We start from the raw sequence: 13770 nt of genomic DNA, 5'->3' as shown, positions 1-13770 counted from the left end.
TGATTATATGGTGAAATTAGTCATAATTATACGTAGATATATAAATATACGTATAGGAAGGAATTTTTTATGTGGGATAAATTCAGGGTTGATAAGAGATTAGGTATAGAAAGAAAATATGTAAATATAGCTATATTGGTTGTTATAGTAGGAGTATTACTTTTTGGAGCTTATGAAATTATTAGCAGAAGTAATGTGTTTTTAGCTGCGGCAAATAGCTTTTTATTTAGATTATGGGACATATTAACTCCTATTACGACTGCTTTTGTTATGGCTTACTTACTATTTGGACCAGTTATTTATCTGCAAAAAGTACTTCAAAGAGTATTTAAGAAAGAAAATCAGAGTAAATACAATGGAATATTTAGAATTATAAGTGTTACTTTAGTGTTTCTAATTATAATCTTAGGGATATCTTTGATATTTAATTTTATAATTCCACCACTTTTAGAAAATGCAAAATCCTTAATAAATAATATACCAGAATATGAAGAAGTAGTTATGGGCTGGATTAATTATGGCAATGAATATTTTAAGTCACTAAATATTGATTATAGTACAATTAAGCCGGTAGTAGATAAAATGGGATCAATGATGTCTATATTTAGTCAAAACTTAGTGGTTATGATAACTAATGGTATAACTAGCGTTAGTTCATTTATTATTGATTTTGTATTAGCTATTATACTTACTTTCTATTTTTTAAAGGATAAAGAAAATCTGTTTAGGAGCTTTGATAAATTTGGTAAAGCCTTTATGCCAGGGAAGATAGGAATTGGATTTAGAAGATTCTTAAAGGATTTAGATGAGGTTTTTGGTGGTTTTATAAAAGGTGTTATTTTAGATGCAGTGATAGTAGGTATTGTATCTTCTATATTAATGCTTTTAATAAAGCATCCATTTGCCATACTAGTAGGAGTTATAGCTGGTATATCTAATGTTATACCCTACATTGGACCTCTCATTGGTGGGTTAGTAGCTTTAATATTAGGAGCTTTTACAAATGTAAAGCTTGGAGTATTAGGATTCGCATTACTTATTTTATACCAACAAATAGATGGAAACATTGTTCAACCTAAAATTGTTGGAGATAAAGTAGGATTAGCTCCAGTTTGGACATTGATGGCCCTTACCATAGGAGGAGCATATTATGGAGCTATGGGAATGATTCTTTCGATACCTATAGCAGCTTTAGTAAGTGTATATATTAATAGATATTATAAAAAGAAATCAATAGAATAAAAAATAAAAGTGGTTTAGAGGTTATAAATATTAATATTTATAAAATAAAAATATAATATGATTTTATAGTGAATTCTTGAAATAATAGGTCCTTTGATAAAAATAGGTTTGGATAATACCCCTTATTTTATTCAAAGGACTTATAAAATTTACATGAATTCACTATTTTGTTGTTTATATATTAGTGATAATATTATTAGAAAAAAAATTCACTAAATTGTCTATATTATCAATAGATTTTATACTACCGGGATCATTAGCTATAGCTTGAATTGAGAAGTAAGGAGAAAGCCTAAAACCTTTATTTATATTCAGTGCACCTATTAATTGCTTTGATAAGGAGTCACTGCCAGAATTACCAGAGATAATAACAGCAAATATAGTTTTATCATAAAAATTAATTTTTCTATAAAGTACTGTTAATCTATTTATTACAGCAGTTAGATTTGCAGCTATGGCATCATTATAATTGGGACAAAGCCATACAATCACATTACTTTCTTCTATAGAAGGTAACACATCTTCTGTCATAATTCCTCCATAGAAACATGTATTTTTCTTTGCATAGTGAAGGCAGAGGGTATAGGGACACCCTTTGCAGTCTAGCACCTGCCCACTCTCAATTTGAAGTTCCTTTATTTCAGTTTGATCTAGATGTTTTGAAATCATATGCCATAGGTCTAGAGTATTGGAGGATTTATGAGGGCTGGAATAAAGTACGAGAAATTTTGGATGTTCTAATGAGTTAAATTCATAATCTAGAATTCTATTAGATAGTTTAAAGCACATATCAGCACATATATTTTCAAGAGGTAGTTTTAAAGTTTTTTGCCAAGTATGAAAGTTTCTTAATTCATTGATAGCTTCTACTAGGGGATGACCAATAAAAGTACAACCTAAATTATTAGCTAAGTATATAATATCTTGAGCAAACCTTTTAGTTCCTTCCTCTGTGCTACTATGGAGCAGAATTCCACCTACAGAGCCAATTAATGCATTATTACCTCTTTTTATTATCTCCTTAAAGAAATTAAGGAGAGGAATATCATATCCAACTTCATCGATCTCACCAATAAATAAAAGTTTTTTATTGGTGAGATTAGGAATATTATTTATATCATTTATAAGTATATATGGAATGCTACTAGTGGCAGCTTGAATCATTTTTTTAAGTTGAGAAGTTATGTTTATATTAGGAGAAATTAAATATAAATACTCTATAAAATCACCTCCAATAATATTATCTTATAAGAAGTATTATATTAAAAATGTTAAGATTGATTAGTGTTAAACATATTGTTTAATAAACTATATGTTTGAGCTAATTTATCAAAAAGCTTTGAGTTAAGGGGCAGTGTTTCTAATTCGGTAGTTCCGTGTATAAATCTATTTCTACAGCCCATAAAGGTTCCACCTACGAAGGTGGCAGAATAGTGCCAATTACCCCTTATGGTATCTAATAGGGAAAGGGTGCCAGAAGATAAAGCTGGAGCAATATAAGGCTTGAAGCCTGTGCTCCTAACTTCTAAATTTGCACTTTTAGCTTTCTCAGTTAAGTAATCAGAAGCTTCTACATTATAGTTATCGACACTATCTGCAATAATTAACCCCTCTCCATGAGGGCCAAATGCTCTTCCTTCAGTTAAATAGTGAAGAGTTTCTTTTTTTAGAGAAGCATAATAGGCAGCACGACCATTCATAACGCCTAGACCATATCCTCTAATTTGTTCAGGTGCAAGACCTTTAAAGTCTAAAACTCCATCATTATTTTTATTACTTTCCATATATAGGGATTTACATAGTAGGTCTACAGGGTCAGATACAACTGCAAATACGCCTTTAAAATTTTTAGCTCTAGCTAGTTTACCATAGTATGATATAATTTTTGAATTTCCTTTAAATTGTATTAGTCTAACATCTGTATGTTCTTTACCAATTTGAGGAACACCTATGGATACAGAAAAAATAAATAGATCACAATCAAAGAGGTCCTTTTCTTCTAATGTATTTATACTTATTTTATGTTCTTTTCCATCACAAGAAAGAATTTGAGAAAGCTCAAGATGCCATCTATTTATCTTATTAATATCTAAATCAAATATGCCTAAGGAAGATATATTTTCATAACCTAAGAGCTTTAGCCCAGTAAGAAGAGTACCACCAACATCACCAAGGCCAACCAGGTTAATCTTCCACTTAGTAGGCTTAACATAGCTTAAAGCATCCTCCCAATTAGGAAAGTTTGTGTTTAATGAAATAACTTTTCTTTCATTTATAGCAGTTTTTAGCCAGCTAGGTATGTCCTTAACTGTAAGAGTAGGGGACTTGAGTAAGGTCAAGTCCTCTACATTTAAAAATAATAAATTCTCATTACTAACAACGAAGGTCCTTCTTGATTCACTACAATCAAGAGGATTCATTATAAAGATAGTATCTACATAACTTTTGCAAAAATCCTCATTAACACTTTGAAAATTTTGATCATCATATTGAGATTTAGATATTATAAGTTTATTTTTATATAAATAGTAATACATTAGTTTTTTTCCTTTCTAAGTTATTATATTTTCTAATCTAGATAGAAGCTCTAAGTCTTTTTGAATGTAGCTAGAGGGACTTATATTTAAATTATATTCTAGGTCTTTCCCAATTTCAGGACTTCTTGGGATTGTAAGTACCTCTCCTAAGGTAGCTAATGTTAAATTACGCCCATATAAATTATGATACTCATTTTCAAGAGATCTTAATATGTCCAGAGAATTTTCCAAACATACCTTAGATAGATTATAGATATTTTTATGAGAAGTATCCCTTATAAAAGTAGGATAAGTATAGGGTAATATGGTATTAATAGAGGGAATTAAATTACGCTTTGGAAAAGCACCGCGCCATACTCCATCTCCCCCTATAAAGGGATAGAGCGCATTTTCATTAAACCATATCCTAAACTTAGGAATAAAGTAAACACTATCAACTTCTCTACCTTGCATATCCATTAGATCTTTACCTCTACCAGATAGTATTCCAGCTATAAATTTTTTCACTAGAATATCTTCTCTTTTCAGAAGAGGATCTAAAGCTTTAATTCTATAGCCTTTATGAAGAATGTTATCTACTAATAGAACAGGTTTATTAAAGGATTTTATCATTTTTACTTGGTTATCTAAAGATAAGTAATAAGGTGATTCTCCAATAAAAAAGCTTTTTATATCTCCACTATAATATTTCTCTGTATGCAGTGATTTAGTTATAGTATTAGGAACTATATATCTATCTAATATATCTCCATAGGGTACACACATAGATTCTCCATATTTATTTGTATCATGTATCTCAATAGGTACATGATTTTCTTTGCATATTTTATCAATCATCTTCTGATGTAGTATATGGCTATCAAAGGATAATACAAGTTCTCCTGGATATAGTGAGTTAAGCACAGTTTGAAGTGATTTCCTAGTAGTGTTAATGGTTTGTTTAATTTTGAAATTGCTTCTAAAAGGCTCCTTTATTATATTTTCTACATCTAGATTGAGTATACAAGGATTATTCATATTAACTACTAAAGTAAGGTAGTCTTTGTTAGAAGATGGTATCTCTATAAAACCTTGCAATTTTAATAGTTCTATTAAAGAAGTATTAAGAGTATCTTCTTTTAGACATCTAAATATAGTATAATCATAATCCTTCGATAGGGCATAAGCTAAGGTTTCAGTTATAATAGTTTGTTCAATAAATTTGTTTTTATATTTACTGTTTATATAAAAGCCATCTATAAGAATTAATCTACCTGTAGGATTTCTTCTAATATAGTGACATACTAACTCATCATCTAGTTCCTTAAATACATTGCTACTACGAATCCAGTGAAAAGAAGAAAGAGCTATTATATCTCCTTTTAGTTTATTCCTTATTATTACAATCTTAGGGGCGGTTTTCTCCAAATGAGAGTTAAGAAGTTTGCCCAGAGTACTATTCGGACCTCCAGTACTAATTAAATCATTAATAATATTTTCATCTAAATCTTCTAAGGATTCAAAGGATATTTCTCTAGGTATTAAAGAGGTCTTCTCCATAGGCTCCCTCTGATAAAACCCGTTTTCATAAATATACTCTTCTACTAGTGGGTCTATTAAAGTAGATATATCTCTATTTTGATCTATATAAGTTCTTATTTGAGTTGAACTTATGGTTGAATATTTTTGGGGAAGATTGATAATTTTGACTTCGCCAGTTATAAGGTTTTTACGTTGCTGTAACTGCTTTGAATTACCACGTTCAAAGATAATGTGGTTAAAGCTGTGTATAGAATTTTTTTCAGGTTCAGTTCCATAACATGAGGAATTTAATAGAACATCACTTCCGGAAACAAAATAAATTTTTGAATTTTTAAAATTATTTTTTAATATTTCTAAATCAAGAGGATTAGAAATATTTGTTTGGAAGCTTTCTGGATATACATATATGTGCAATTCATCGCATATAGATAAATTTATTAGAGCTTTCCTTAACAAGTTTGGTAAGGTTTTTTTAGACCAAGAAAATTCATCTACTGCTAAATATACTTCAAATCCCATATCTCTAATAGTTTTAGCTATATTTTTATGGGATAGAGAAAAAGGATCAAAAGTTCCAGGGAAAAAAGCTATGTTTTTAGGAGTATCTATAGAGAGTTCTCCCACAAAAAAGTTATAGTCAGCTATAAACCTATATATGTGGTTTAAGGAAGCTGCATTTGTTAAAAATAAAAGTGATTCCTCACTATCATCACTAATAAGAGTAAGAATTTTCTTGCCAGCAAGGGCAAATATTTTATATTTATCAGTTAGGGATAAAATATTGCTACCCAAAATATCTTTACCTAAGGTTATAATTGCTGCTTGCTTCACCTTGGATTTATAGTTACCTAGTCCATTTAAAATTATAGATAGCATATCTACTGTTCTACTACTATACTTTTCCTCATTTTCCTTAAAGCGATTCTCGTATTGTCTATAATTAGCTATAGTTATACCTATGGTTTTTAATATAAGAATTTTAATATCTTCGTTAGAAGTTTTAATTTTTAATTTTAAATCGTCTAAGATTTCATCAAGCTCTTTGGGTTCAAGCCATAGAAGAGATTCTCCTAAAAATCTAGGAATATATTCGGTGAATTTTTGTCCCTCTATTTCAAGCCCTCTAAGAAGTTCAATAGCAACTTCATTTCTTTCTGTGGAATTTAATATAGGCATTATTTTAAGAATAGAGGCACCAGCTTTGTTTCTTACAGATTCTATAGCACTAACCTTAAGCATGTTGCAAAAATGTATACAGGTATGAAGGCCAGTAGAAGGAGCTATAGTTAAAGTATAGTTAAGTAATAGTTCTATTTGAATTTTTTTTCGGATCCAATTAGTAGAAGTTTTTAAATTGCTAAGAAATATATCAGGTATTTTACTATAATCCGTTTCACAATAGTATTTAAATTTTTTCTCTTCGCAATTTAAGTCTAAAGAAGAAAAAATTTTTAACAATAGTAAGTTTTCGAGAGGAGTTTTACTTCTAATTTGATTATTTCTAAATAAATCTATTAGAAGGCTTCTTAAATAGTGATCCACAGGAAGATTATCCATTATCTTTCCGATTACTTCCAAAGAAGTAATTCTTAAGATATTATTTCGTTTTTTGCTCATAGATATAATGAAGTCTATAAGAATATCTATATTAATATCATAATCAATAAGTGGTATATATTTTGCAGTTTCTAATAAAAATAACTGGGTGTCTATATTATTAGGTGTATGTGCTGAATAATATTTAAGTAATATATCTCTATATTTTTTAATTGAGGATTTTTTACAATTAGAAAATGTAGAATCTACCATGATTTTTGCGCTATATCCAATCCAAGTTCTATGGCTAGGTATTATTTTAGAGCTGGGATATAGAATTAATGATAAGTACTTATCGAATAGTTCATAACTAGTTGGAGAAGGTTGTTCTAAAGTGACATTTTTAGGTATTTCTTTATTATAATATTCATCATAAAGTGCAATTAGTATTCCTATAAGTTCTGCACAGTGTCTTCTAATATCATCCTCGCTATGAGAAAGGTTTTCATAGAGAAATTTTATAGTTTGAAGTTTTTGTTGTTGAGTAAAATAGGTTGAATATTCTTCTAATACTCTAATGTATTGTCTTAGATTTTTCCAATGAATTTCAGTTCTAGCTTGTTCTAATATATCTTCTAATGAAAATTCATCACGAAGCATATGCATTAGATTAATATTATGATGTATAGCTAAAAATTTCATTTCAGTTGAAATTTCGCTTCCAGAAATTAATGGGTAAATAGGAGTATTCACTTTTGGTGCTTTGTTATTTTTATCAATGGATATATTTATTCCAAGACTTAAAAGATAATCCTCGAAATCTTTTAATTTTCCATATACTCTTCTATAGCGTTTTTCTTTTTTATTATCTAAATTCTCTAGTTTAGCCAATATTACTTGAAAAGATTCTTGAAGAGAATAAATATGCATATTAGCACCATTATTCTTAACTCTAAAATCACAATATATCAAAATTAGAGATTCTAGAGAGAGATTTTCAAGTTCTAAATCCCAAGTGGAATGGTTAATAGCTACATTTCTTATATAATTTATACCGTGATTTTTAAACCAGTGATCAGTATAGTAATAATGTAGATGGGGAACCCTTTTAAGTTCTTCACCTTTGCATCCATACTTTCCAATATCATGACCGGCAGCAGCACCAGATACTCTACCTAAATCTATTGATACACCATTTTTTTTAAGCTGGATAGCAATAAACATACAAAGATAATGAACTCCACAAATATGGTCTAGGGTATTGTAACCATATATTTCTCCATTTAGTTTCATCATCTCGTATACGTAATTTTTATTAAAAATCTTAATGAATTTTAAATATTCATCATTTTCTAAGGCGTTAATATAGTCCTCTTTTAAGAATTCTAGAGGATATTTACATTGCCAACTGCTACAACCACTTTCTTTTTCGAATTCACAAATAATTTTGAAAATTATAAAAAATAACTCACAAACAGGTTTTAAGGAATCCTCTATTATTAGAGTAGTAGCTTCTTTAAAATTTTTACTTAGAACATAGTTATAGAGATAATTTAGCCAGTCCTTAGGAGGATTAGAGCTTAACTCCTTAAGTAGAGGCTCACACATAAGAAGGGTGCGAGTACCACTATAATCTTCCTTGCGAAGCATAATTTCCAAATTATTTATAAAATCATGAGAATTTATATGTTTTTCAATTATATACGAAGATATATTATTATTCTTTAAATAATGAGAATTAAGTAGTTTCTTATACAATTTTCTCTTTAATTCTTTTAATTGTTGAATATTCATAAAGCCCTCCATAAATTACTTTTATATATTCTATTATATAATTATTATGTAATACAAACAATTAAAATACTTATGTACAACTTGTGAAGATTATGGTATATTATTTTAAATGCTTCAAAAGTGTTTTGTTTTTTTATGCAATCTATTCAAAAATATAGAAAATTAAGGAGGATGGCAATGATGAATAAAATAAGAAAATGCGATATATATTTATTACATTTTATTAATGAAACATTAAAATGTAAGATACTAGATTTAGTTATGCCTTTACTAACATTTTTAGGCTCAGCTACATTTTGTGTCATATTTGCACTAATGACATTGACATCTGAGCTGAAGCAACTTAAGCAATTAGGGATTTTAACATCTCTCTCTATTGTAACATCGGGGGTACTTACATATCTTATTAAAAGATTTATAAATAGGATAAGACCATATATCAATTTTCCAGATTTAAATATTAAAAAAATAGGAGTAGATGATTATTCCTTTCCATCAGGACACACCACTGCAGCTTTCTCAATAGGGGTTAGTATAGCTGTAACCTTTACAGGTATAAGTGCTATTGTTGTAATAGGTGCTTTTTTAGTAGGAATATCAAGAATATATTTAGGGGTACATTATCCTACAGATGTTTTTGGAGGAATTTTAATTGGAACTATTAGTACTGTATTTATGTATATATTAATATAAAAACTATGGGGATGTTAAATTTCCATAGTTTTTTTATATAAGTTATGAATTTATAACTAAGGAGCTATTTAATATTGAATGAATATGGTGAACTTATTATTTAGTATGATATACTTGTTTTATTACAATTACTCAACAAAAAAGTTTAATAAAAACATAGAATATACAAAAAATGTTTTGTTTAATTGAATTTTATATTAGAAATAAAGTTAGCTTATATGACAAAACTTCACTGCACCATGTGAATTAAACTTTAAATAATAGATTTATGTATGGAGGATAAGATTTATGAGTGAAAAATATAGTGAGAAATACAGTGAAAATTTTTATATTGATTTCCATGAAACAGATTTCAAAGGAGAATTAACTATACATGCAATGGAAAATTATATACAACAAGTGTGTGAAAATCATGCCAGAAAAGTAGGTGTAGATTTTGATAGCATGAATAAAGCAAATTTATTTTGGGTAGTTTCTAGATTGCGATTATCAATGAATAGAATGCCTACGAAGGGTGAAAATATTTCTGTAGAAACTATAATGTCAGGAGTAGAAAGATTATTTTTTAAAAGAAGATTTAATATATGGGATGAAAATAATAATCTGATTGGAACAGGACTCAATTATTATCTAATATTAGACAAAAGTTCTAAATTTCCTCAAAGACCAGGAGTATGTCCAGTAGATATTTTGAACATAAAAGATAACGGGCAAGGGAAATTAGATAAAATTAAAATGGGAAAGAGCCTAATTGATGTTAAGAAGAGACAAGTTTATTATAGTGATTTGGACCTAAATGGACATGTTAATAATGTTAATTACATAAAGTTTGTAGAAGATTTATTTTCACCCCAGTGGCATAGTGAACATAGAATTAAAGATATCCAAGTCAATTATATGAAGGAAATTTCAGGTGACACTATAGTTACAATAAAAATATATGAAGATGCCCCCCATACTTATTGCATAGAAGGCATAAATGATGATATTCAATTTTTCCAAAGTAGAATATTGGTTGAGCAATTATAAGTTTTTTATTATATCAAATAAATTTATAGCAGCCTGCTTTGGCCCATCTTTTTCCTTTCCAGGGATGCCCAGGCAGGTTTTTATTTGGCCAATTTTTACTCCAGTATTAAAAAATTCATTAAAGTATTGAGATATCAATATATCAGTTTCCGCTTGTTTCTGATGAGGTCCAAAAGGATTAGCAAAATAAGATTTAACTAAGCCCGTTTCAGAAGTTGTACCTTTGGCCATCCTTGCACCATCTTTAAATACCTTTATAGCTGTGTCTATATCTTCAAAGTACTCTATGGCATTTTCTCCAGTTTTAATGTCATCATAGTTATTAGCATAGAGAAATAAATCCACAGGATAACCTTTAATAATTTCTTTATAAGTAGCCACGGGCATTACTAATCTAGCATTAGTTTTATCAGGATTCATAAAAATACTTCTATCAATTTCCTTGAAAGCATAACCTTGATCCAAATCATCTAATCGTACAAAGGCACCTATTTCAGTACCGTAGCCAAAAGGCTTGGAATTATTTTCACTAGATTTTATAAAACCCATATCATCAAATATTATGGTCATATCACTTATATAATCTTCACTAAGTCCTCTAAAAGCCTCTAAACTTTCTGATTTACCAGCTCCACTATCACCCATTATAAGTACATTAGCAGATTTACCATTTTTCATTATCATGTTAACCATAGCACCATGAATTGGTAAATAACCACGTTTAATCATTATTAAATTATGAAGGGTTAAAGTCATTTTTTTCATATATCCAAAATAATCTATAGCCTCACTATAGCTTACGTAGCCAAGCATTAAATGATTTTTTACATCGTCATAAAAAATAGTCTTAACTTCAGCGTGCTCATTTTTAGCACCAAACACATAAATTATATCAGGCTTCTTTCCTCTATATTCTTCCTCCTTAGCCATTTCAAATAAGTTACATAATGTTATACCGTGAGCCATTAAATCTCTATGGAAATAAATGAAAGCCATTAACTCACCAACTTTTGCGGGATAACAAAAAAAGTGATCCTTATTTATAGTAGAATCGGTTAATGGATTGCTAAAAGTTTCTTCAAAGAATCCACTCCTAGTATTTTTTTTAGGATAATTTATAAATGGTGCTTGTAACATTATAGTATTTATGAATGGAATTTCTTCTAAAGCTTCGTATTCATAAGGACAAGGCCATACTGTATTGCTTAGGATTACACCTGCATTTGCGCCTGCTGATATTTGACGATATACATTGGGTTCTGATGAAAGCACACTTTCTTGAAGCTTTCGATAAAAATCAAGTATGAGTTGTGCAAATTTACTATTTGCCTCTAAGAAACTTACAGAGGCAAGGCCATCAGCTATCTTTGTATTTTGAAGAATTGAATATCTCTCAAGTTTTCGCCAATAACCATAGAAATCATCAACAAAATCAAAAAAATCATCAGTATCCTCTAAAATTTTTTCATATTTATTATTTAGTTTTACTATTTCCTTTGATTTTAGGACAGTAAGTAATCTAAATAAATCAATCATTTCATCTATCATAGATTCTTCATTAGAGGTGTAAGCTAAGGCTTCCTCTAAAAATTTATATACATTGGAATTTCTGTTTTTAATTCTAGTACAATAAGATATTATAACTCTCCTAAATCCATAACTGTCTAGTAATTTTTCTATAGTATCGCAGTATTTAGCAGAAAAATTTATCATCACCTTGTCATTACTTAAAGAAAATTCTTTTTTCATATAGTTAGTCCCCCTTTATTAAATTCTAAAATAAAAATAAATATAGTTACATGAAATTATAAGTATTTGTTTTGAGAGATTATAATTTCATATTATTATGCAGGAAAAAAAGTGTATATATTCGCATTGTGAAAATATAGATGTGAAAACACACATGAATTCTAAGAAAAGTGGTATCAATAAGTTGGATTATAACATAATTTTTAGAAAAATGAAATATTTAAAAAATAAAAATTCATAAATAAAATTAAATAGGCAGGAAAGATAACTGAGAAATATATCACAATATTTTGAATTAAGTTGAAATATTGTAATATAATTGACAAAATTTATTAAATACAACATAATGAAAAAACAAATATACTATAAAAATTTTATAATATTAAGGGGCGATATGATGGTAGAAAAAAAGATTAAAAAAGCTATAAGTGCAGAAGGGTTCATATGCATAATTATATTTGTTGGATTATTTGCATTTATTGGTAGTGTAATGGGTGGAATAAATATGGTAAATACCCTTATGAATACAGCATATAGACTACTAATGGATACAGTGTTTTATATAATGGCAATAGCGGTACTAGCAGGAGCAATATCTAGTTTACTCTCAGAATTTGGGGTAGTATCAATAATAAACAAGATATTATCCCCACTAATGAAGCCTATATATGATTTACCAGGAGCTAGTACTGTTGGAATTTTAGCAACATATTTCTCGGATAATCCAGCTATACTTACATTGGCCGATGATAAAGGGTTTAGAAGATACTTTAAAAAATATCAACTTCCGGCATTAACTAATTTAGGAACGGCATTTGGTATGGGGCTCATAATCACTACTTTTATGATGGGACAAAAATCACAAGGTGCTGAAAATTTTATATTAGCAGCTATAATAGGGAATGTAGGAGCTATTATAGGAAGTATTGTAAGTGTAAGACTCATGTTGTCACAAACTCGCAAGCATTATGGAAAAGACCAGTGGTGCGTAGTAGAGCTAGAAGATACTTTAGATATTATAAACTATAGAGAGATTAGAGAAGGAAGCATAGGGTCAAGGCTTATGGAATCTGTTTTAGAAGGCGGGAAATCTGGTGTTGAAATGGGATTAACTATAATTCCAGGAGTATTAATTATTTGTACATTGGTATTAATGTTAACCAATGGTACTTCAGAGGCGGGTGTTTATACAGGAGCAGCGTTTGAAGGCATTGCACTACTTCCTAAAATTGGAGGAGCATTAGGATTTATAATAGAGCCATTATTTGGATTTACTAGCGCTGAGGCAATTGCCTTTCCTATAACTTCTCTTGGAGCTGTAGGTGCAGCCATGGGTTTAGTACCACAAATGTTACAAAAAGGATTAATAGGAGCCAATGATATTGCGGTATTTACAGCTATGGGAATGTGCTGGAGTGGATATTTAAGTACTCATGTGGCTATGATGGATGGTTTAAAATGCAGAGAATTAACAGGAAAAGCTATTTTAAGTCACACTATTGGTGGTATGGTAGCTGGGATATCCGCGAATTTAATTTTTAAACTATCGATTCTAATTATAAATATCATATCTTAAACGAATATTATAAGGATTTTAAATTATTATTTTTGATGCTACTTACAACTAATAGTAATTTAAAATCCTTATTTAGTTCATATTATTATAGAA

Annotated in this window: 8 protein-coding genes; 4 read left to right on the top strand and 4 right to left on the bottom strand. The window is 29.1% G+C overall.

The genetic code is table 11. The features are described 5' to 3' along the window. Nucleotides 1-69 precede the first annotated feature (69 nt). The gene (locus ACI48Q_RS17130; protein WP_474920329.1) at nucleotides 70-1242 is read left to right on the top strand and encodes an AI-2E family transporter; all 1173 of its coding nucleotides are present in this window, start codon (nucleotides 70-72) and stop codon (nucleotides 1240-1242) included. A gap of 174 nt (nucleotides 1243-1416) precedes the next feature. Here the strand turns inward: ACI48Q_RS17130 and ACI48Q_RS17125 are convergent, their stop codons facing one another. Genes ACI48Q_RS17125 through ACI48Q_RS17115 form a run of 3 tightly spaced genes read right to left on the bottom strand, consistent with a single transcriptional unit; the run spans nucleotide 1417 to nucleotide 8630 of the window. After that, a complete protein-coding gene (locus tag ACI48Q_RS17125) occupies nucleotides 1417-2463 on the bottom strand; it encodes a flavodoxin family protein (RefSeq protein WP_474920649.1) in 1047 nt (348 codons plus the stop codon). Between the two features lie 50 nt (nucleotides 2464-2513). Continuing rightward, nucleotides 2514-3779, bottom strand: a complete 1266-nt coding sequence (locus tag ACI48Q_RS17120) for a lactate/malate family dehydrogenase (RefSeq protein ID WP_474920328.1) — start codon at nucleotides 3777-3779, stop codon at nucleotides 2514-2516. A 15-nt stretch (nucleotides 3780-3794) separates the two neighbouring features. Continuing rightward, nucleotides 3795-8630, bottom strand: coding sequence for a cytidyltransferase (locus ACI48Q_RS17115; protein ID WP_474920327.1), 4836 nt, complete (start codon nucleotides 8628-8630; stop codon nucleotides 3795-3797). Between the two features lie 177 nt (nucleotides 8631-8807). On the opposite strand from ACI48Q_RS17115, the gene ACI48Q_RS17110 reads away from it, so the two are divergent. Then, the gene (locus ACI48Q_RS17110; RefSeq protein WP_474920326.1) at nucleotides 8808-9323 is read left to right on the top strand and encodes a phosphatase PAP2 family protein; all 516 of its coding nucleotides are present in this window, start codon (nucleotides 8808-8810) and stop codon (nucleotides 9321-9323) included. A 288-nt stretch (nucleotides 9324-9611) separates the two neighbouring features. After that, nucleotides 9612-10352, top strand: coding sequence for an acyl-[acyl-carrier-protein] thioesterase (locus ACI48Q_RS17105; RefSeq protein ID WP_474920325.1), 741 nt, complete (start codon nucleotides 9612-9614; stop codon nucleotides 10350-10352). On the opposite strand, the gene ACI48Q_RS17100 is transcribed toward ACI48Q_RS17105, so the two are convergent. Next, on the bottom strand, nucleotides 10347-12101 hold the full coding sequence (locus ACI48Q_RS17100) for a phosphoenolpyruvate carboxykinase (ATP) (protein WP_474920324.1): 1755 nt from the start codon (nucleotides 12099-12101) through the stop codon (nucleotides 10347-10349). The genes ACI48Q_RS17105 and ACI48Q_RS17100 overlap by 6 nt on opposite strands. A gap of 397 nt (nucleotides 12102-12498) precedes the next feature. Between ACI48Q_RS17100 and ACI48Q_RS17095 the strand changes: the two genes are divergently transcribed. Beyond that, entirely contained in the window at nucleotides 12499-13677 is a 1179-nt protein-coding gene (locus tag ACI48Q_RS17095; RefSeq protein ID WP_474920323.1) for a CD0519/CD1768 family membrane protein, read from the top strand. The last annotated feature ends 93 nt before the right edge of the window (nucleotides 13678-13770 follow it).

Source organism: Clostridium sp. LXY-7, assembly GCF_056172015.1.
This window is presented reverse-complemented; position numbering and strand designations above follow the sequence as displayed.

Excerpts from the sequence above, each read along its gene's own strand:
- ACI48Q_RS17130 (WP_474920329.1), top strand. The coding sequence starts at position 70 with ATGTGGGATAAATTCAGGGTTGATAAGAGATTAGGTATAGAAAGAAAA.
- ACI48Q_RS17100 (WP_474920324.1), bottom strand. The coding sequence starts at position 12,101 with ATGAAAAAAGAATTTTCTTTAAGTAATGACAAGGTGATGATAAATTTT.
- ACI48Q_RS17110 (WP_474920326.1), top strand. The coding sequence starts at position 8,808 with ATGATGAATAAAATAAGAAAATGCGATATATATTTATTACATTTTATT.
- ACI48Q_RS17095 (WP_474920323.1), top strand. The coding sequence starts at position 12,499 with ATGGTAGAAAAAAAGATTAAAAAAGCTATAAGTGCAGAAGGGTTCATA.
- ACI48Q_RS17120 (WP_474920328.1), bottom strand. The coding sequence starts at position 3,779 with ATGTATTACTATTTATATAAAAATAAACTTATAATATCTAAATCTCAA.
- ACI48Q_RS17105 (WP_474920325.1), top strand. The coding sequence starts at position 9,612 with ATGAGTGAAAAATATAGTGAGAAATACAGTGAAAATTTTTATATTGAT.
- ACI48Q_RS17115 (WP_474920327.1), bottom strand. The coding sequence starts at position 8,630 with ATGAATATTCAACAATTAAAAGAATTAAAGAGAAAATTGTATAAGAAA.